The organism is Rahnella laticis, assembly GCF_015644585.1.
GTDB classification, from domain to species: Bacteria; Pseudomonadota; Gammaproteobacteria; order Enterobacterales; family Enterobacteriaceae; genus Rahnella; species Rahnella laticis.
In genome coordinates, this window is sequence record NZ_JADOBI010000009.1 from 191,892 (window position 1) to 212,403 (window position 20,512).

Below are 20,512 nucleotides of genomic sequence, written 5' to 3' on the forward strand. Positions count from 1 at the left end.
ATAAAGGGAATTAAGCATGACAATGAATGGCAGTGTGAAGTTGCTGATTGCAGCGGGAATCTCCGTTGCGCTGCTGGCGGGGTGTTCCGGTACACCGAAAGAAACGCAACAGGCCACGGGCGCAGCGCAGACGCGTCTGGAGCTGGGGATGGAATATCTGTCTCAGGGCAATATGGACGCGGCAAAGCAAAATTTACAGAAAGCCGTGGATGGCGCGCCAAATGATTATCGCACTCAGCTCGGAATGGCGCTTTACGAGCAAAAAAACGGCGATCAGAAAGCTGCGCAAAGCCGCTACCAGCAAGCGCTGAAGCTGGCACCGCAAAATGGCACTGTGATGAATAATTACGGTGCGTTTTTGTGTAGTTTAGGGCAGTATGTACCCGCACAACAGCAGTTTAGCGCCGCAGCTAATGCACCTGATTACGGTCAGGTAGCTGACAGTCTGGAAAATGCAGGCTACTGTTTTCTGAAGGCCAATCAGAATGAGGAAGCGCGAGTGTTACTAAGCCGGGCATTAAAAGTTGATCCCGATAAAGGCGCACCCTTGCTGACTGAGGCAACCAAAGAATTTGGGGAAGGGAACCGCGCTCAGGCGAAACTATTACTGGATGTATATCAACATGTTCTGCCAGCCACTGCTGAAAGTATCATGTTACAAATTCGATTCGCTGCGTTAGCGGGCAATCCGGATAGCGTTCAACGCTACGGTAAGCAGCTTGCGCGTAGTTATCCACAATCTAAACAGTACCAGCAGTTCTTAGCTAATGAATACTGAAGCCTCCCAAGAAAATAATGCAAAACTGACCACAGGCGAACGTCTGCGTCAGGCTCGTGAACAGTTAGGTCTCAGTCATCAGGCCGTTGCAGAACGCCTGTGTCTGAAAGTCTCGACTATTCGCCAAATCGAAGAAGAAACGACGCCGGCCGATCTTGCGCCGACTTTCCTGCGTGGTTATCTGCGCTCTTACGCCAAGCTGGTACACGTTCCTGAAGAGGAACTGTTAGGTCTGATTGGTAAACAAGCTCCCATTAAAGTGCCGAAAGTTGCTTCGATGCAGGGTTTTTCCCTGGGTAAGTCTCGCAAAAAACGTGATGGCTGGCTGATGGGCTTTACCTGGCTGGTGGTGTTTGTGGTGATCGGCCTGACCGGTGCGTGGTGGTGGCAAAACCATCAGGCGCAGCAGCAGGAAATCGCCACCATGGCTGACCAGTCTTCTGCGCAACTAAATCAGGATAATGGTCAGGGGCAAGCGGTTCCACTGGGCGATAACGCGAACTCTGCACCGACCACAGAAGATACGTCTTCTGCGCAGGCGACCGAGCCGCAGCCACAAAACAGTATTCCGCTGAATACTACACCGGCTCCTGCTACTACCGCAGGCACTACACCGGCTGTAACGGGTTCACAGGAACCGGCAGCGGTTTCTACCAGCCAGCCAGCAACATCGGCTGAGAATGGCCTGCCTACGGGTGACGCACAAACTGCCACGGCAGCAGGTGCCGATCCACAAGCGGTTGCTTTGACTTTCAAGGCTGACTGCTGGTTACAAATCGACGACGCATCAGGTAAAACCCTGTTCAGCGGCATCAAAAAAGGCGGCGAGTCTCTCAGCGTTAAGGGCACTGCGCCGTATAAGCTGAAAATCGGTGCTCCGGGTGCGGTGGATATCCAATTCCAGGGCAAACCGGTTGATTTAAGTCGTTTTGTAAAATCAAGCCGTGTTGCACGCCTGACCTTAGCTGCCGAGTAATCGGCAGTTTGTCAGACGCTTGTAACGATGGAGAGTGAAGTAATGCATAACCAAGCACCCATTACCCGTCGCAAATCAACCCGGATTTATGTCGGCAAGGTGCCTGTAGGTGACGGAGCGCCGATTGCAGTGCAATCGATGACCAACACCCGCACCACAGACGTAGCGGCTACAGTCGCACAAATCAAATCACTGGAACGCGTGGGTGTCGATATTGTCCGCGTTTCCGTGCCTACAATGGATGCCGCTGAGGCGTTCAAACTTATCAAGCAGCAGGTTAATGTCCCGCTGGTCGCTGATATCCATTTTGATTACCGCATCGCGCTGCAAGTTGCAGAATACGGCGTGGATTGCCTGCGTATTAACCCGGGCAATATCGGTAACGAATCCCGCATCCGCTCCGTAGTGGATTGCGCCCGCGACAAAAATATTCCTATCCGTATCGGTGTCAACGGCGGCTCTCTGGAAAAAGATATCCAGGAAAAGTACGGCGAACCTACGCCGCAAGCGCTGCTGGAATCTGCGATGCGTCACGTCGATATTCTCGACCGCCTCAACTTTGACCAGTTTAAAGTCAGCGTGAAAGCTTCTGACGTTTTCCTGGCTGTTGAGTCGTATCGCCTGCTCGCCAAACAAATTGTTCAGCCATTGCACCTTGGGATCACGGAAGCGGGCGGTCTGCGCGCCGGTTCCGTTAAATCGGCTATCGGTCTGGGTTTACTGCTGTCAGAAGGTATCGGTGACACGCTGCGTATTTCACTGGCGGCCGATCCTGTCGAAGAAGTGAAAGTCGGTTTTGATATCCTGAAGTCGTTGCGTATCCGTTCCCGTGGGATCAACTTCATTGCCTGCCCGACCTGTTCGCGTCAGGAATTTGATGTCATCGGTACGGTGAATGCGCTGGAACAGCGTCTGGAAGACCTCATTACGCCAATGGATGTTTCAATCATCGGCTGCGTGGTGAATGGTCCGGGAGAAGCGCTGGTCTCCACGATTGGTGTTACAGGCGGTCATAATAAAAGCGGTTTCTACGAAGATGGCGTTCGTCAGAGAGAGCGTTTTGATAACACAGATATGATTGACCAGTTAGAAGCAAAAATTCGCGCCAAAGCGGCGATTATGGATGAGAGTAAACGTATCGTTATCAATCATCTTGAAAAGTAACATCGGTTGCGGGCGTCTGCGGACGCCTGCATTATATTGAACCCGGTAGGGGAAAGTGTCTGCGCGTTGAACCGCAGGGCACAAAACCCCTATAATCGGGTTCATTTTTTATAAAACGATAGAGAACTGACGTGGCAAAGAATATCCAGGCCATTCGCGGCATGAACGACTATCTGCCTGAAGACACGGCATTATGGCAGCGTATCGAAGGTACGTTGAAACAAGTGCTCGGCGGTTACGGCTACAGTGAAATCCGTATGCCGATTGTAGAGCAGACCCCATTGTTTAAGCGCGCTATCGGTGAAGTGACCGATGTCGTGGAAAAAGAAATGTATACCTTTGAAGACCGCAACGGTGAAAGCCTGACGCTGCGTCCTGAAGGTACAGCTGGCTGCGTCCGCGCCGGTATCGAACATGGTCTGCTGTACAATCAGGAGCAACGTCTGTGGTACATCGGCCCGATGTTCCGCTACGAGCGTCCGCAAAAAGGCCGCTATCGTCAGTTTAATCAGTTGGGTGTGGAAGTCTTTGGCCTGCACGGCCCGGACGTTGATGCCGAACTGATCCTCCTGAGCGCCCGCTGGTGGCGTGCGCTGGGTATCGCTGAACACGTTACGCTTGAGCTGAACTCTATCGGCTCTCTGGAAGCCCGCGCTAATTATCGTGATGCGCTGGTGGCTTTCCTTGAGCAGCATAAAGATAAGCTGGATGAAGACTGCAAACGCCGTATGTACAGCAATCCGCTGCGCGTGCTGGACTCCAAAAATCCGGATGTTCAGGCATTATTGAACGATGCACCGGCGCTGGGGGACTATCTTGATGAAGAATCAAGAGAACACTTTGCAGGTCTGTGTGAACTTTTAGAGCAGTCTGGTATCCCATATACGGTTAATCAGCGACTTGTGCGCGGTTTGGATTATTACAACCGCACCGTATTCGAATGGGTAACCAGCAGCCTGGGCGCGCAGGGCACCGTGTGTGCCGGTGGCCGTTATGACGGGCTGGTAGAACAATTGGGTGGTCGTGCAACACCTGCTGTCGGTTTCGCGATGGGACTGGAGCGCCTGGTCTTACTGGTTCAGGCTGTAAATCCAGATTTCAAAGCACCTGCGACGGTAGATGCTTATGTGATTTCCTCTGGTGCGGGTACGCAAAGTGCGGCGATGCAACTGGCTGAAACGCTGCGTGATGCACTGCCTGAACTGAAAGTGATGACTAACTACGGTGGCGGTAACTTCAAAAAGCAATTTGCCCGTGCTGACAAATGGGGCGCACGCGTTGCCCTGGTACTGGGTGAAGATGAAGTCGCAAACCTGCAGGTTGTTGTAAAAGATCTGCAAAGTGGAACGCAAGAAACGCTGGCGCAAAGCGAACTCGCCGCGCGTCTGGCTTCGATGTTGGGTTAAGGAGAAGGACACTGTGGAAGTCTATACCACTGAGAATGAACAGGTTGATGCTGTACGTCGCTTCTTTGCCGAGAACGGTAAAGCGCTGGCCATCGGCGTGGTTCTGGGTATTGCAGCCCTGAGTGGCTGGCGTTTCTGGCAGAGCCATCAGGACTCAGCCTTGACGGAAGCCTCTGCCTCTTTCCAGAAAGCTAATCAATCGCTGACCGCGAATAGCGCTCAGGGCGTTGCTGACCTCGAAAAATTTGCGCAGAGCAATGACAACAATTACGGGGTATTTGCTGCCCTGCAACTGGCCGATCATTTCGTGGAAGCGAAAGATTTCGCGAATGCTGAAAAGCAGCTGGCGCAGGCGCAAGGTTTTGCAAAAGAAGACAATTTACATTCGCTGGTGAATTTACGTCTGGCTCGTGTCCAGATGCAGCAAGGCAAATTTGATGATGCACTCAAAACGTTAGACGGCGTGAAGGGTGAAGGCTGGGTGGCAATGCAGCAAGGCATCCGCGGTGATGTTCTGCTGGCAAAAGGCGATGCAAAAGGTGCTCGCGAAGCCTACAGCAAAGGAATTGATTCTAAACCCTCTCAAACGCTGCAAACCATGCTGCGTATGAAATTGAACAACTTAGCCAGCTAAGGGGAACCCCGATGCAATTGCGTAAAACACTCTTGGTAGGATGGGTTTCTGTTGCCCTGCTGAGTGGCTGTTCATTGTTTAACAGCGAAGAAGACGTTGTGAAAATGTCCCCGCTGCCAAAAGTTGAAAACCAGTTCACTCCGACGAAAGTCTGGAGCAAGTCTGTCGGCAATGGCGTAGGCGAATACTATTCCAACCTGCATCCTGCCTGGCAGGACAACACCATCTATGCCGCTGACCGCTTTGGTGTGGTGAAAGCGCTGGATGCAGACAGCGGGAAGGAAAAATGGAGTGTTAACCTGTCTGAAAAAACCGGTTTCTTCTCCAGCAATATCTCGGCTCAGCTTTCCGGTGGCCTGACAGTTTCCGGTTCTCATGTTTACGTCGGCAGCGAAAAAGCTGTGGTTTACGCATTGAACACGGCTGATGGTACAGTGGCATGGCAGACCAAAGTGGCGGGTGAAGCGTTATCCCGTCCAGTCGTCAGCGATGGTCTGGTTCTGGTTCACACCGGTAACGGTATGTTGCAGGGTCTGAGTGAGTCCGATGGTACAATCCAGTGGACCGCTAACCTTGATATGCCAACGCTTTCCCTGCGCGGTGAATCTGCGCCTGCGGTTGCGTTTGGTGCAGCTATCGTCGGCGGTGATAACGGTCGCGTAAGCGCCGTTCTGATGAAAGAAGGTCAGCTGATCTGGCAGCAACGTATTTCTCAGACTACCGGTACGACTGAAATCGACCGTCTGAGCGATGTGGATACCACGCCGGTTATCGTTGATGGCGTTGTGTATACGCTGGCTTACAACGGCAATCTGGTGGCGATGGATCTGCGTTCCGGTCAGATTGCGTGGAAACGTGATGTGGGTTCCGTGAATGACATCATCGTTGATGCTGGCCGTATTTACCTGGTCGATCAGGATGACCGCGTCATGGCCCTCGACACCCAGGGCGGCGTGAGCCTGTGGCGTCAAAGCGAATTGCTGCACCGTAACCTGACGGCACCTGTGCTGTATAATGGTTACCTTGTGGTCGGCGATTCCGAAGGTTATCTGCACTGGATCAACACCACGGATGGCCGTTTTGTTGCTCAGCAGAAAGTTGACAGCGATGGCTTCCTGAGCGCGCCAATTGTGGCAAGCGACAAGCTGGTTGTGCAGGCGAAAGGCGGCGAAGTTTACTCCTTTACACGCTGATATCGCGACCCGCGTCTGGCTTTGAGATCGGTTGATCCCGGCCTTTAAAACGGCTCCTGAATTGCTCAGGGGCCGTTTCGTATTCTGAAAACAGCGTAATGAATCATTGAGCATTACGGCGTAAGAAATTGAATTATAGCGGTTTGTCTGAATTTTCAGACGTGCCGGCTATTTGCGTTTAGCTCTATATATAAAAACTGAGGCTTCAAAATGATACCTGTCGTTGCGCTTGTTGGGCGCCCGAATGTGGGTAAATCCACTTTATTTAACCGTTTAACCAAGACGCGTGATGCGCTGGTTGCGGATTTCCCGGGGCTTACGCGTGACCGCAAGTATGGTCGTGCAGAAATTGAGGGTAATGAATTTATCATCGTTGATACCGGCGGTATCGACGGTACCGAAGATGGCGTTGAAACCCGTATGGCCGGGCAATCACTGCTGGCAATCGAAGAAGCCGACATTGTCTTGTTCATGGTGGATGCGCGCGCGGGCCTGATGCCTGCCGATCAGGGCATTGCCCAGCATCTGCGCAGCCGTGAAAAAGCGACATTCCTGGTCGCCAACAAAACTGACGGTTTAGATCCTGACAGTGCCACCGGCGATTTCTATTCCCTCGGTCTGGGCGAAGTGTACGCGATTGCCGCTTCCCACGGCCGTGGCGTAGCGCAGCTGATTGAACACGTTCTGGTGCCGTTTGTTGGTGAAAAACCAGAAGAAGTTGAGCTGACTGAAGAAGAAGCCAACGCCGCTTACTGGGCTGAACAGGAAGCGACCGGTGATGAAATCCCGGAAGACGAAGAAGATAATTTCGACCCGACAACATTGCCTATCAAACTGGCTATCGTCGGGCGTCCGAACGTAGGTAAGTCCACACTGACTAACCGCATTCTGGGTGAAGAGCGTGTCGTGGTTTACGACATGCCGGGCACCACGCGTGACAGTATTTATATTCCGATGGTGCGCGACGAACGTGAATACGTTCTTATCGACACCGCCGGTGTGCGTAAACGCGGTAAAGTCACTGAAACGGTTGAAAAATTCTCCGTAATCAAAACCCTGAAGGCGATTGAAGACGCTAACGTCGTGATGCTGGTTATTGATGCCCGTGACAGTATCTCCGATCAGGATCTGTCACTGCTGGGCTTCATCCTCAACAGCGGTCGTTCACTGCTGATTGTGGTGAACAAGTGGGATGGAATGAGTGAAGAAGCGCGTGCTCAGGTGAAAGACCAGTTGGATCTGCGCCTCGGCTTTGTTGACTTCGCGCGTATCCACTTCATCTCAGCTCTGCACGGCAGCGGCGTGGGCAACCTGTTCGAATCTGTGATTGAAGCGTACACCTGCGCGACTACGCGTGTGAGCACTTCCTTACTGACCCGCATCATGCAAATGGCAGCAGACGATCACCAGCCACCGCTGGTCAATGGCCGTCGCGTTAAGCTGAAATATGCGCACGCGGGGGGTTATAATCCGCCAATCGTGGTAATTCACGGTAACCAGGTGAAAGATCTGGCTGATTCCTACAAACGCTATCTGATGAACTACTTCCGCCGTTCACTGAAAGTGATGGGTACGCCAATCCGCATTCAGTTCAAAGAGGGTGAGAACCCGTTTGAAGGCAAGCGTAATACCCTGACGCCAAACCAGATGCGTAAGCGTAAGCGTCTGATGTCACACCTGAAAAAAAGCAAATAATGATTTACGGGGTGCATGAAAATGCGCCCCATTTTTTTGTCTCATTTTACCCTGCAAGGAGCTGGCTGGATGTTCTGGCAGACCTGGAGTTTTGCGTTTGGCGTTACTGTTCCGAATTTACTGATCTTACTGCTGGGCGTGATGTTGCGCCGCACCGGCCTGATGGACGACAATTTCAACGAAAAAGCCAGCCGGTTAGTATTTAATATTGCGCTGCCTTGCCTGCTCTTTTTCAGCGTCGCACAGGGGCACGATTCCTCCGGCTCAAACCTGCCGCTGGCGCTTTACGGCGGGGTCGCCACCGTCGTTTCATTCTTATTGCTGGAACTGGTCGCCCTCAGGCTGGTGAAAGATCCCCGCGAACGCGGCATCTTTGTTCAGGGAGGATTCCGCGCCAATACCGGTATCGCCGGTCTTGCGTATGCCTCGCTGGCGTTTGGTAACGAAGGCATTGCTTTAGGATCGATGTATCTGGCGGTGACGGTCATTCTTTTCAACGTGCTGTCCGTTATTACGCTGACTCGCAGCCTGAAAGGCGGGCAGGGGAAACGGATCGGGATGAAGCCGATTTTGCACGGAATAGTGACTAACCCGCTGATTATTGGTCTGGTTCTCGGCCTGGCATTCCAGCACAGCCATTTGCCGATGCCTGCCACGATCGCCAGCACCGGTGATTTTATTTCCGGCATGGCACTGCCTCTGGCGATGTTGTGCGCCGGTGCAAGTCTGGACTGGCGTGCAATGTTCCGCAGTTCTAACGTGGCGGCCTGGTCTTCGGCTTCGCGTGTTATTTTTGTCCCTGCGCTGATGACGTTCGGCGCATGGCTGTTTGGTTTTCGCGGTGCCGCGCTGGGCGTGATTTTTCTCTTTTCCTGCACACCGACGGCCGCAGGTAGCTATGTGATGACGCGCGCGATGGGCGGCAACGCCACGCTGGCGGCGAATATTATCGCGGTGACTACGTTAGGATCATTTTTCACCACCGCTCTGGGGCTGTATTTATTACGGACGCTGGGCGTTATTTAGAGGATAAAACGATGGAAGCACTTTGTCCGGTTTGCAGTCAGCCCATGAACTGGGTGAGCGGTCACTTTCACTGTGAACCCTGCCAGATGAGTTACACCCAAACGGCGTTATGCCCGGATTGCCATCAGCCGTTGCAGGAGCTGAAAGCCTGCGGTGCGGTTGATTATTTCTGTCAAAACGGGCATGGGATGATTTCTAAAAAACGGGTGCAGTTTACCTATTCCCCTTATTCGCAAGAGTGACTTTCATCTGGCGGTGCCTGTTTCCATAAATCGACCAGTTCTTCCGGTGCCTGCGTTTCCGGGATGATCACCACCAGACTGGCGGTGGTTTCCGCCGAAGCGTAGTAAATCTCCAGCCGGAAATAGCGCTGATCACCGCGACCGGCATTTTCTTTTTCCTGCGCATAGGGCAGCGTTTTGTTGATGAGCTGGCAGATTTCCTGTCGCTTATCGTCGCTCATTCCGGAAAGATCAACCCGCCGCGGCCCGCTGAGTTTGGGGATAAAGGCAATGCCGCCTTCGCGATAAATCTCGATGACCGCATTGCTTTCCAGCGAATCTAAAGGTTTCATTTACATCACTCCGACCTGCTCCCAGGCTTCACGAACCGCCTGCGTAACGGTATCGTCGAACCGTTTACCGGCATGTTGCACCGTGAGCTGGGCGAAAGTTACAAAGTCAGCATTTTTTGGCAGGGATTTATCACACACAGTGTCATACCAGACGTACCCCGCGCGCTCCCAGGCATTGCCTCCCAGTGTAGTGGCTGCCAGATAAAATGCGCGGTTGGGGATCCCCGAATTGATGTGAACACCGCCGTTATCGTCGCGGGTGTTCACATACCCTTTCATGTCGGCAGGTTGCGGATCTTTACCGAGCAGCGGGTCATCGTAGGCCGTTCCCGGGTGTGACATTGAACGCAAACCGGTGCCGTGAATGCCTTTTGCCAGCAGGCCTTCACCGATAATCCAGTCGGCTTTATCTGCCGTTTGCTTCAGATGAAACTGTTTTACCAGAGAGCCGAAAACGTCAGAAAGCGATTCGTTTAATGCGCCGGATTGCCCGTTATAATTCAGACCCGCCTCGCTTTCTGTCACGCCGTGGGAAAGCTCGTGGCCCACAACGTCAATCGCAATGGTGAACCGGTTAAAAATTTCACCGTCGCCGTCGCCAAATACCATCTGCTGCCCGTTCCAGAAAGCGTTCTGATAGCCTTTGTCGTAGTGGACGGTGCCCAGCAACGCCAGCCCTTTATTGTCGAGAGAATTACGCTGATACGCCTGCCAGAAGAAATCATAGGTGACGCCGAGATAATCATAAGCTTCATCCACGGCCACATCGCCGTTGCTGGCCTGACCCTCTTTGCGTACTGATTCACCGGGAAGTTTCGTGGAATTTTTCGCGTCATAAATATCACGTTCGGCCTGACCGGCTCTGGCCGTGGAGATTTTTTGCGGTTTGGCGTAAGGCTGCGCCATCAGGGTATTCACATGCACCAGCGTTTGTCTGGCGCAATTGCGCTGAGGCTCGGTGCCGTGCTCGATAATCCGGTTGAGAATATAGGGCGGGATAACGCTGTAGTAACGCTTCGCTGAACTGTGATTCATCGTGAATCTCCTTATCAAGAGTCACCCGTGGGTGAAAGAAAGGCGTTCTGACTGCCTGATACTGAAAGGAGGCTAATGATTAGCCGTCTCCTGTCAGTATAGGACTGCGCTGCGTGATGTCCGTGAAAGATGAGATTTATCTGTCCGGCAGGGGGTCATACAAAAGATGCGGGCGCGGAGCCACGGCACGCCCGGTGGCTTTGCGCACCGAATTGCGTATCACCAGTTTTCCCTGCAAAAGCTGAGTGGTGTGAGGCGCATCCGGACGCAACATTCTGCGTTGCAGCAGGGCGATGGCTTCCGCGCCCAGCTCGTCACGCGGAACGTGAACGGCGGTCAGCGGGACATCGTGAATTTCGGCCAGATTAAATCCGTCGGTGCTGATGACGCTGATATCACCCGGTACTGATAACCCTCTTTTCGCCAGAGCGGCCACCACGCCCGACGCCATAAAGTCGCCACCAGCCAAAATGGCGGTTGGCAACGGCTGTTCCGCTGGCAGTGAATCGAGATACTCAAGCAGTGCCTGTTCACTTTCCTGTGCGCCAAATCCCGACGTATTCAGCAAATGCTGGCTGTCGCTGAACGTCTGATGATTGCGGGCGAACGCCTGTTTAATGCCGGTCAGGCGCAGCTCCATGGTATGACGGCGCAGACATTGCACCGTCACGATATGGGTATGACCCTGCGCGAAAAGATAGTCGCAGGCGAAATCGCCCATCGTCTGGTGATCGGGGCTGACACTGTCGTGACGCATATGCCGGTCATGGCAATTGACCAGCACGCAGGGTTTTGCCATTTCGGCAGCCAACTGATGAATATGTGGATCGTCGATGCCGACCAGCAAAACGGCTTCAGTCAGCGGATCGGTCATTTTGGCGATGAACAGCGCGGCATCGGCGTTTTCTTCTTCCATCGCACAATAGCGGACACGCACTTCGTGACTGGCGGTGGACGCCAGAATGCCCTGGATCACCTTGTAGTAAAAAATATCACTGCGCACATCAAAGGCGCGGGCCGGGGCGAAAATGATGAGATTGTTGAGCATCAGCCTGCCGGTGGACAGTTCGTCAAAGACGCCCTGCGATTTGGCGCATTCAAGCACCAGGTCACGGGCTTTGCTGCTGGTGTTATTTTTTCCGGCCAGAACACGCGAAACCGTGCTGATCGACAGCCCCGTCTGGTCGGCAATTTGCTGGATATTTAACTTTCCTTTCAAACTGTGATCTCCTTCAAAATCGCTCCTGCAAAATTTTTCACCCACGTACACGGCTTCTGCATAAGCTTTTGCCCGCTCTCGTTTCGCCCCGAAGTTATAGCGTGAAAGCTTTTGCAAAAAATCACGTTTCGCTCACAAATCCGTCTGCCTACTCTGCGGAAGTACCTCAAATAACACATCATCTGCGGCAACGGCCGACGGATGGGAGAACAGGCATGACAATTCAAATCAACACCGAAACGGCAGCCGTTACAGGACGTCGGAAAATAAAAGCTTTACGCTGGTGGATGCTGGCGCTGTTCCTCCTCGGCGTGACGGTTAACTACGTCACCCGAAATTCTCTGGGTTTACTGGCTGCTGAACTTAAAACCAGCCTGAACATGACGACCGAACAATATTCCTACATCGTGGCGGCGTTTCAGGCTGCTTATACGATATTCCAGCCGTTGTGCGGCTGGCTGATAGACGTTATCGGGCTGAAACTCGGCTTTCTGATTTGTGCGTCAATCTGGGCCGTGGTCTGTATGTTGCACGCGGGTGCGGGCAGCTGGATCCAGCTTGCTGTTTTACGTTTCTTCATGGGGAGCGCCGAAGCGGCGGCCACACCGGCCAACGCAAAAGCAATTTCCGACTGGTTCCCGCGAAAGGAACGCCCGGTTGCTGCGGGCTGGGCGGGCGTCGGTTTCTCCATCGGCGCGATGCTGGCACCGCCGATCATTCTGGTGGCGCATATATCATTTGGCTGGCGCGGCGCTTTCCTGTTTTGCGGCGTGCTGTCGATGCTGTGGGTTCTGCTGTGGTGGAAATTCTACCATTCTCCGGAAACGCATCCGAACCTGAGCAAGGATGAACTGGCGCTGATCCGTCAGGACAACGAACCCCAGCAGGAACGTCTGCCGTTTATTAAATCCCTGAAAATTGTCTGCAAGAACAAGAAATTCTACGGCATCGCCATCCCGGCATTCCTGGCTGAACCGGCGTGGGCCGTTTTCAGTTTCTGGGTTCCGCTGTATCTCGCCAACGAACGCGGCATGGATTTAAAACACATCGTGATGTTTGCCTGGCTGCCGTTCCTGGCCGCCGATCTGGGCAGTATTGCCAGCGGCTATCTCACCACGCTTTACCGCAAAGTTTTCGGCTGCACCCGCATTAACTCCATCGTGGCCAGCTCCGTCACCGGCGCATTCATGATGCTGTCACTGGCGCTGGTTGCCGTGACCCAAAGCCCGTATGCCGCCATCGCGCTGATTTCCATCGGCGGATTCGGCCATCAGGTTATTTCCTGCATGCTCAGCGCGGTTGTCGTTGAAACATTTGATAAAAGCCAGGTTGCGACCGTCAACGGAATGCGCGGTTCTTCCGCGTGGATCGCCAGCTTCCTGTTCTCACTGCTGATTGGCGCCGTGGCCGATTCGATTGGTTTTAATCCGTTGTTTATCGCAATGGGATTCTTTGATTTGATTGGGGCCGTATTCCTGATTGCCCTGATCGCAGAACGCCGCAATCCGGCAAAAAGGGAGAGTGTATGAAAACGTTAAAACACTGGGAGCTTGCCGGGCAGGATAACGCAGGTGTGGATCTGCGTGTCGAAGGTAAGCATCTGTTTTGTCTGCGGGTGCTTGAAGAGGGGCTGGTTCGCGTCTTTATTCAGCGCAACGGCGAACTGGCGCTGGACAGAACCTGGAGCATCGCGCCACAAAACGATGTGCCTTGGGAAGGACGTGACCGTCTGAGCAACGAAGGTTTTTCGCAGCCGGGCTACCAGTTGTCGCAAGATGAAGACTCGCTGACTTTAACGACTGAGTCGCTGCGCGTCACGGTTCATCAGCCGCTGTGGCTGGAGTGGGAACATAAAAATGCGGCGGGTGAATGGCTGCCGCTGGTCAGCGACCGCAAAACCGGCGCGTATATGCTGGCAGTAAAAGGTGATGGCTCAGCGCATTATCAGCTTCGCGAAAAGCAGGATAGTGTTTACGGGCTGGGTGAAAAGGCCGGTGATCTCAACCGCAGCGGCCGCCGTTTCGAAATGCGCAATCTTGACGCGATGGGTTATAACGCGGCCAGTACCGACCCGTTGTACAAACATATTCCGTTCACGATGACCCGCCGGAATGACGTCAGTTTTGGTCTGTTCTACGACAATCTCAGCAATGTCTGGCTGGATCTGGGCAATGAGCTGGATAACTACCATCTACCATACCGCCGTTTCAGCGCCGAAGCGGGCGATCTGGACTACTACCTGTTTATCGGGCCGACGTCGCTGGACGTCACCAAGAAACTGGTGAAGCTGACCGGTAAAACCACCTTTGGCCCGAAATGGAGTCTGGGTTACAGCGGCTCGACGATGTATTACACGGACGCGCCGGATGCCCAGCAGCAGCTGATGAAATTCATCACGCTGTGCCAGCAGCATGAAATTCCGTGCGATTCCTTCCAGCTTTCATCGGGTTACACGTCGATTGGCAACAAACGTTACGTGTTCAACTGGAATTACGACAAAGTGCCTGAGCCGGAAGTGATGTCGAAAGCGTTTCTCGACGCCGGTATTCGTCTGGCCGCCAACATCAAACCTTGCTTGTTGCAGGATCACCCGCAGTACGGGCAGGTGGCGGAGCAGGGCTTGTTCATTCGCGACAGCGAAAGCAACGTACCTGAGCGCTCGGTTTTCTGGGATGACGAAGGTTCGCATCTCGATTTTACACATCCGTCCGCCGTGCGCTGGTGGCAAAAAGGGGTGACGCAGCAGTTACTGGAAAAAGGCATCGGTTCGACCTGGAACGACAACAACGAATACGAAGTCTGGGACAGCGACGCGCGCTGCCACGGTTTCGGCAAATCGATTGCCATCAAACACATCCGCCCGGTTATGCCGCTACTGATGATGCGTGCGTCATTTGAAGCGCAGCAAAACTTTGCGCCGGAAACCCGTCCGTACCTGATTTCGCGTTCCGGCTGTGCGGGCATGCAGCGTTATGTGCAGACGTGGAGCGGCGATAACCGCACTAACTGGCAGACGCTGCGTTACAACACACGAATGGGCATCGGGATGAGTTTGTCCGGTTTGTACAACGTCGGGCATGACGTCGGCGGGTTCTCCGGCGATAAACCGGAAGCCGAGCTGTTTGTCCGCTGGGTACAAAACGGCGTGATGCACCCGCGTTTCACCATTCACTCATGGAATGACGATAACACCGTGAATGAGCCGTGGATGTATCCGCAGGTGACGCCGCTGATCCGCGATGCAATCCGCCTGCGTTACCGTCTGTTGCCGTATTTCTACACGTTGCTGTGGCAGGCGCATGCGGAAGACGAACCGATGCTGCGTCCGACGTTCCTCGATCACGAGCATGATAAAAATACGTTCGCTGAAACCGATGATTTCCTGATGGGGCGCGACTTGCTGGTCGCCAGTGTTGTCGAAGAAGGCCAGCGCGAACGCAGCGTCTATTTGCCGGATAACGGCATCGGCTGGTGTGATTTCTATACCGGCGAATGGTTTGCAGGTGGTCAGACAATCACGCGCGATGCGCCGCTGGATCGCCTGCCGCTGCTGGTGCGCGCCGGTGCTGCGCTGCCGCAATCTTCCCGTCTTGCGTACGTTGACGCCAGCCGCGATATGCTGCGTGAGCTGCATGTTTATCCGGCCGCAGGCCAGGCGAAATCGAGCGGTTTGCTGTTTGAGGATGATGGCGAAAGTCATCGCTGGGAGCAAAATCATGCGCTGTGGGTGAACTGGGAAATTACCAGTAACGCGCAACGTATTGATATCACGCTGACCCAGCGCGGTGATTTCAAACCGGCGTGGAAAACCCTGAACATTGTTCTGCCGCAAGGCGAAGCGCGTGAGCTTTGGGTGAATGGAGTGAAGACGAACAGCTATAATCTGTAATTTTTCCGAATGCCTCCCCTGCGAAGGGGAGGTCAATTTAATGCTTATTTAACAGCCCGTTTCCGTGTTTTCTTTTCCGCCACCACCGATTTCACTTCACTTTCAATCCAGCCATCGGCAAGTCGTGTTTTTAGCATCTCGCCGGGTGCCGTCTGGGTCGTTTTCTTCAGCAAAGTGCCTTTTGGCGTGGTCGTCACGCTGTAACCCCTTGCCAGCGTCGCCAGCGGGCTGACCGCTTCAAGCTGCGTGCAGGCCGTACCAAAACGCTGACGGCTTTCCGCCAGCTGCGATGACATCGCCTGTTGCAGCCGGTATTGCAGCTGCTGAACCCGTTGCTGGGCGCGGTGAATTCGGGGCTGAGGTTGTTGCTGATTCAGGCGCTGTTGCAACCTGTCGGTACGGCGCAGCATCTGGCGCAGCTGGTTTTGCATCGCTTCATCCAGACGGCGGCGCAGTTTGAACAGCGCGGTTTGCTGGCGCGCGAGACGCAAATGCGGGTGCTGTTGTTGCAGGCGATGATTCAGGCGCGAAAAACGCTGCGCCAGCTGTGCGAGATAATAATCCATCGCCATTTCAAGACGCTGCTGCTGTGACTGGATCTGGCGCAGCAACTCCAGCTGATTACGGCTGATCAACTCTGCGGCGGCCGACGGCGTCGGGGCGCGTAAATCTGCGACGAAATCGGCAATCGTTACATCAGTTTCATGGCCGACGGCGCTGACAATGGGAATGCGGCTGGCGAAAATCGCCCGCGCCACGCGCTCATCGTTAAAGCTCCACAAATCTTCCAGCGAACCGCCGCCGCGCCCGACAATCAGCACATCGACTTCTTCGCGGGCATTGGCGAGCGCAATGGCGCGGACAATTTGCCCCGGCGCATCCACACCCTGAACGGAGGTCGGATAGATAATGACGGGCAGGGAAGGATCACGGCGTTTGAGCACGTTCAGCACATCGTGCAGCGCGGCACCGCTGGCTGAAGTAATGACCCCGACGCATTTCGCAGGCGAGGGCAGCGGCTGTTTGAACTGCGTGTCGAACAACCCTTCGGCGGCCAGCTGCTGTTTCAGTAAATCGAATTTCTGCTGCAATAAACCGTCACCGGCTTCCTGCATACTCTCAGCAATCAGCTGATAATCGCCGCGCGGTTCATACAAAGTAATGGTCGCACGGACCAAAACCTGCTGACCGTTTTGCGGACGAAACGTGGTGCGTCGATTGGTATTGCGGAACATCGCGCATTTGACCTGCGCGCGGTCATCTTTGAGCGTGAAATACCAGTGACCGGAAGAAGGCTGGGAGAAGTTTGAGATCTCACCGGAGAGCCAGACCTGACCCATTTCGTTTTCCAGCAACTGTCGGACCGTCTGATTCAGGCGGCTTACGGTAAAAATAGGAGGCGAAGAAGGTAGTGGCATGTGATCCAGATCAAATTCAAAAACAGAGACTTAATCGACTGATACTACATACCCTAAAAAGGTAATCAAGAAGTTTTTTCAAATAGTGCTGGTCGGGATGCACACTCACCTGTATACTCCCGCTGCAATATTTTATCTTTTCCGCATCCACCTTGGTGAGATATTGCCCATGCTACGTATCGCAAAAGAAGCACTAACGTTCGACGACGTTCTCCTTGTTCCAGCTCACTCCACAGTTCTGCCCAATACTGCCGACCTCGGTACTCAACTGACCGCTAAAATCCGTCTGAATATCCCTATGCTGTCCGCAGCAATGGATACCGTGACTGAAGCGAATCTGGCGATTGCTCTGGCGCAGGAAGGCGGCCTTGGTTTCATTCACAAGAACATGTCTATTGAGCGTCAGGCGGAAGAAGTCCGTCGCGTGAAGAAGCATGAAAGCGGCGTTGTTGCTGACCCTAAAACGGTGACTCCGGCGACCACTTTACGTCAGGTTAAAGAACTCACTGAAATTAACGGTTTTGCCGGTTACCCGGTTGTGACCGAAGAAAACGAACTGGTCGGTATTATTACCGGTCGCGACGTGCGCTTCGTGACCGATCTGGAACAGCCTGTGACCGCGGTAATGACGCCGAAAGAACGTCTGGTTACCGTGAAAGAAGGCGAAGCCCGCGAAGTCGTCCTGCAAAAAATGCACGAAAAACGCGTAGAAAAAGCGCTGGTTGTTGACGCGCAATTCCATCTGCTCGGTATGATCACCGTAAAAGACTTCCAGAAAGCCGAACGTAAACCAAACGCATGTAAAGATGAACAGGGCAGCCTGCGCGTCGGTGCTGCGGTTGGCGCCGGCGCTGGCAACGAAGAGCGTATTGATGCTCTGGTTGCCGCGGGCGTTGACGTTCTGCTGATCGACTCCTCACACGGCCACTCCGAAGGCGTTCTGGAACGTATTCGCGCTACCCGTGCAAAATACCCGGATCTGCAAATCATCGGCGGTAACGTTGCGACTGGCGCAGGTGCTCTGGCACTGGCTAAAGCTGGCGTGAGCGCGGTTAAAGTCGGTATCGGTCCTGGTTCAATCTGTACCACCCGTATCGTCACCGGCGTCGGTGTTCCGCAAATCACTGCCGTTTCTGACGCGGTTGAAGCGCTGGAAGGCACCGGGATTCCGGTTATCGCTGACGGCGGTATCCGCTTCTCCGGCGACATCGCAAAAGCTATCGCTGCCGGCGCAAGCTGCGTGATGGTCGGCGGTATGCTGGCAGGTACCGAAGAATCTCCGGGCGAAATCGAGCTGTATCAGGGGCGTTCATACAAATCTTACCGTGGTATGGGTTCTCTGGGCGCGATGTCCAAAGGTTCTTCTGACCGTTACTTCCAGACCGATAACGCGGCTGACAAACTGGTACCGGAAGGTATCGAAGGTCGCGTTGCTTATAAAGGCCGTCTGAAAGAAATTATCCACCAGCAAATGGGCGGTCTGCGCTCCTGTATGGGGCTGACCGGTTGTGCTACCATCGACGACCTGCGCACCAAGGCTGAATTTGTTCGTATCAGCGGTGCAGGGATTCAGGAAAGCCACGTGCACGACGTGACGATTACCAAAGAGTCACCGAACTACCGCATGGGTTCCTAATCCCCTGAGACAGCGAGCAAATAGCTCGCTGTCTGCTTTTAATGCATAAAGAAATATTTAACCTGTTGTTTTAACGCTTTTATTGCTTTCTGGAAAACGCCCCCTCATGAGCGAAAATATTCACAAGCACCGTATCCTGATCCTCGATTTCGGCTCCCAGTACACCCAACTTGTTGCACGCCGCGTGCGTGAACTCGGTGTCTATTGCGAACTCTGGGCTTGGGACGTAACCGAAGCCCAAATCCGCGAATTCAACCCGAACGGGATTATCCTGTCCGGCGGCCCGGAAAGTACCACCGAGCATGACAGCCCGCGCGCCCCTGATTATGTCTTCGAAGCCGGTGTACCGGTTCTGGGCGTCTGCTACGGCATGCAAACCATGGCGATGCAGTTAGGCGGCCATGTTGAAGGCTCAAACGAGCGCGAATTTGGTTATGCGCAGGTTGAAGTTCAGACTGAAAGCGCGCTGATCCGCGACATTCAGGATGCCCTGAGCGAAAACAATAAACCGCTGCTCGACGTCTGGATGAGCCACGGCGATAAAGTCACCGCAATCCCTTCTGATTTCGTGACCGTTGCCAGCACCGAGACTTGCCCGTTTGCCATTATGGCCAACGAAGAAAAACGCTTCTACGGTGTGCAGTTCCACCCGGAAGTGACGCACACCCGTCAGGGCCTGCGACTGCTCGAACGTTTCATCATGGACATCTGCGAGTGTGAAGCTCTGTGGACACCAGCGAAAATCATCGAAGACGCCGTTGAGCGCCTGCGCGTTCAGATTGGCGACGATCATGTGATCCTTGGCCTGTCCGGCGGCGTTGACTCCTCCGTGACTGCCATGCTGTTGCACCGCGCCATCGGCGACCGTCTGACCTGCGTATTCGTGGATAACGGCCTGCTGCGTCTTAACGAAGCGGATCAGGTTCTGGAAATGTTCGGCGACCGTTTCGGTCTGAACATTGTTCACGTTGCTGCGGAAGACCGTTTCCTGTCAGCGCTGGCCGGTGTTGATGAGCCGGAAGCAAAACGTAAAATTATCGGCCGCGTATTCGTTGAAGTCTTCGACGAAGAAGCCTGTAAGCAGGATGAAGTGAAATGGCTGGCGCAGGGCACCATCTATCCTGACGTGATTGAATCCGCTGCTTCTGCAACCGGTAAGGCACACGTCATCAAATCGCACCACAACGTGGGCGGTCTGCCGAAAGAGATGAAACTGGGTCTGGTTGAGCCGCTGAAAGAGCTTTTCAAAGACGAAGTGCGCAAAATCGGTCTGGAACTCGGCCTGCCGTACGACATGCTTTACCGTCACCCGTTCCCGGGGCCGGGTTTAGGTGTTCGCGTACTGGGCGAAGTGAAGAAAGAGTACTGTGACCTGTTGCGTCGCGCCGATGCTATCTTCATCGAAGAACTGCACAAAGCCGACCTGTACAACAAAGTCAGCCAGGCGTTCACCGTCTTCCTGCCAGTCCGTTCCGTTGGCGTGATGGGCGATGGTCGTAAATACGACTGGGTGGTTTCACTGCGCGCAGTTGAAACCATCGACTTCATGACCGCGCACTGGGCGCATCTGCCGTACGATTTCCTCGGCCGCTGCTCCAACCGCATCATCAACGAAGTTAACGGCATTTCCCGCGTTGTTTATGACATCTCCGGTAAACCACCGGCGACGATTGAGTGGGAATAAGTTTTAGAGAAATCTAAAATTTAGCGCAACAAAAACGCCAGCAGGATCGCAAGATCGGCTGGCGTTTAATAAGATGGTCACCCCCACCCTGTGAGCGGTACGCTGACAGGGTGTTTTTCTTTCTGAAGGGGATCATCATGCAAAACGTTACGCTCATCGGTATTGACCTCGGCAAGCATTCGTTC

General features: G+C 53.8%; 17 protein-coding genes. 13 read left to right on the forward strand and 4 right to left on the reverse strand.

Features of this window, described 5'->3' with window-relative positions; all coding sequences use genetic code 11:
* Positions 1-16: 16 nt before the first annotated feature.
* The 9 genes from pilW (at position 17) to IV433_RS19225 (ending at position 9,114) form a co-directional block, all read left to right on the forward strand.
* Positions 17-778 carry a type IV pilus biogenesis/stability protein PilW gene (gene pilW, locus IV433_RS19185; protein WP_195815500.1) on the forward strand — a complete coding sequence of 254 codons (762 nt, stop codon included), beginning with the start codon at positions 17-19 and terminating at the stop codon, positions 776-778.
* Positions 768-1,754, forward strand: coding sequence for a cytoskeleton protein RodZ (rodZ, locus tag IV433_RS19190; RefSeq protein ID WP_195815501.1), 987 nt, complete (start codon positions 768-770; stop codon positions 1,752-1,754). Before pilW ends, rodZ begins: the two co-directional genes overlap by 11 nt.
* 42 nt (positions 1,755-1,796) lie before the next feature.
* The gene (ispG, locus tag IV433_RS19195; protein ID WP_104921069.1) at positions 1,797-2,918 is read left to right on the forward strand and encodes a flavodoxin-dependent (E)-4-hydroxy-3-methylbut-2-enyl-diphosphate synthase; all 1,122 of its coding nucleotides are present in this window, start codon (positions 1,797-1,799) and stop codon (positions 2,916-2,918) included.
* Positions 2,919-3,049: 131 nt separating this feature from the next.
* On the forward strand, positions 3,050-4,324 hold the full coding sequence (hisS, locus tag IV433_RS19200) for a histidine--tRNA ligase (protein WP_195815502.1): 1,275 nt from the start codon (positions 3,050-3,052) through the stop codon (positions 4,322-4,324).
* Positions 4,325-4,337: 13 nt separating this feature from the next.
* Positions 4,338-4,958: a YfgM family protein gene (locus IV433_RS19205; protein ID WP_152324571.1), complete on the forward strand. Its 621-nt coding sequence runs from the start codon at positions 4,338-4,340 to the stop codon at positions 4,956-4,958.
* 11 nt (positions 4,959-4,969) lie between these two features.
* Positions 4,970-6,151, forward strand: a complete 1,182-nt coding sequence (gene bamB, locus IV433_RS19210; protein ID WP_195815503.1) for an outer membrane protein assembly factor BamB — start codon at positions 4,970-4,972, stop codon at positions 6,149-6,151.
* A gap of 210 nt (positions 6,152-6,361) precedes the next feature.
* Positions 6,362-7,846, forward strand: a complete 1,485-nt coding sequence (gene der / locus IV433_RS19215) for a ribosome biogenesis GTPase Der (RefSeq protein WP_195815504.1) — start codon at positions 6,362-6,364, stop codon at positions 7,844-7,846.
* A gap of 69 nt (positions 7,847-7,915) precedes the next feature.
* Complete coding sequence (locus tag IV433_RS19220; RefSeq protein WP_195815523.1) at positions 7,916-8,872, forward strand: AEC family transporter; 957 nt, start codon at positions 7,916-7,918, stop codon at positions 8,870-8,872.
* A gap of 11 nt (positions 8,873-8,883) precedes the next feature.
* A complete protein-coding gene (locus tag IV433_RS19225; RefSeq protein WP_195815505.1) occupies positions 8,884-9,114 on the forward strand; it encodes a zinc ribbon domain-containing protein in 231 nt (76 codons plus the stop codon).
* Here the strand turns inward: IV433_RS19225 and IV433_RS19230 are convergent.
* From IV433_RS19230 to IV433_RS19240, 3 genes are all read right to left on the reverse strand, one after another.
* On the reverse strand, positions 9,099-9,446 hold the full coding sequence (locus tag IV433_RS19230) for a protealysin inhibitor emfourin (RefSeq protein WP_195815506.1): 348 nt from the start codon (positions 9,444-9,446) through the stop codon (positions 9,099-9,101). The genes IV433_RS19225 and IV433_RS19230 overlap by 16 nt on opposite strands.
* Entirely contained in the window at positions 9,447-10,481 is a 1,035-nt protein-coding gene (locus IV433_RS19235) for a M4 family metallopeptidase (RefSeq protein ID WP_195815507.1), read from the reverse strand.
* Positions 10,482-10,617: 136 nt separating this feature from the next.
* The gene (locus tag IV433_RS19240; protein WP_195815508.1) at positions 10,618-11,700 is read right to left on the reverse strand and encodes a LacI family DNA-binding transcriptional regulator; all 1,083 of its coding nucleotides are present in this window, start codon (positions 11,698-11,700) and stop codon (positions 10,618-10,620) included.
* Between the two features lie 215 nt (positions 11,701-11,915).
* Between IV433_RS19240 and IV433_RS19245 the strand changes: the two genes are divergently transcribed.
* Together IV433_RS19245 and IV433_RS19250 are read left to right on the forward strand one after the other, a co-directional pair.
* Positions 11,916-13,229: an MFS transporter gene (locus tag IV433_RS19245; protein WP_152324563.1), complete on the forward strand. Its 1,314-nt coding sequence runs from the start codon at positions 11,916-11,918 to the stop codon at positions 13,227-13,229.
* On the forward strand, positions 13,226-15,589 hold the full coding sequence (locus IV433_RS19250) for a glycoside hydrolase family 31 protein (protein WP_195815509.1): 2,364 nt from the start codon (positions 13,226-13,228) through the stop codon (positions 15,587-15,589). Before IV433_RS19245 ends, IV433_RS19250 begins: the two co-directional genes overlap by 4 nt.
* 44 nt (positions 15,590-15,633) lie before the next feature.
* On the opposite strand, the gene xseA is transcribed toward IV433_RS19250, so the two are convergent.
* Positions 15,634-17,007 carry an exodeoxyribonuclease VII large subunit gene (gene xseA / locus IV433_RS19255; protein ID WP_195815510.1) on the reverse strand — a complete coding sequence of 458 codons (1,374 nt, stop codon included), beginning with the start codon at positions 17,005-17,007 and terminating at the stop codon, positions 15,634-15,636.
* A gap of 169 nt (positions 17,008-17,176) precedes the next feature.
* On the opposite strand from xseA, the gene guaB reads away from it, so the two are divergent.
* Together guaB and guaA are read left to right on the forward strand one after the other, a co-directional pair.
* Positions 17,177-18,643, forward strand: a complete 1,467-nt coding sequence (guaB, locus tag IV433_RS19260; protein WP_152324560.1) for an IMP dehydrogenase — start codon at positions 17,177-17,179, stop codon at positions 18,641-18,643.
* A gap of 106 nt (positions 18,644-18,749) precedes the next feature.
* A complete protein-coding gene (gene guaA, locus IV433_RS19265; protein ID WP_101076328.1) occupies positions 18,750-20,327 on the forward strand; it encodes a glutamine-hydrolyzing GMP synthase in 1,578 nt (525 codons plus the stop codon).
* The last annotated feature ends 185 nt before the right edge of the window (positions 20,328-20,512 follow it).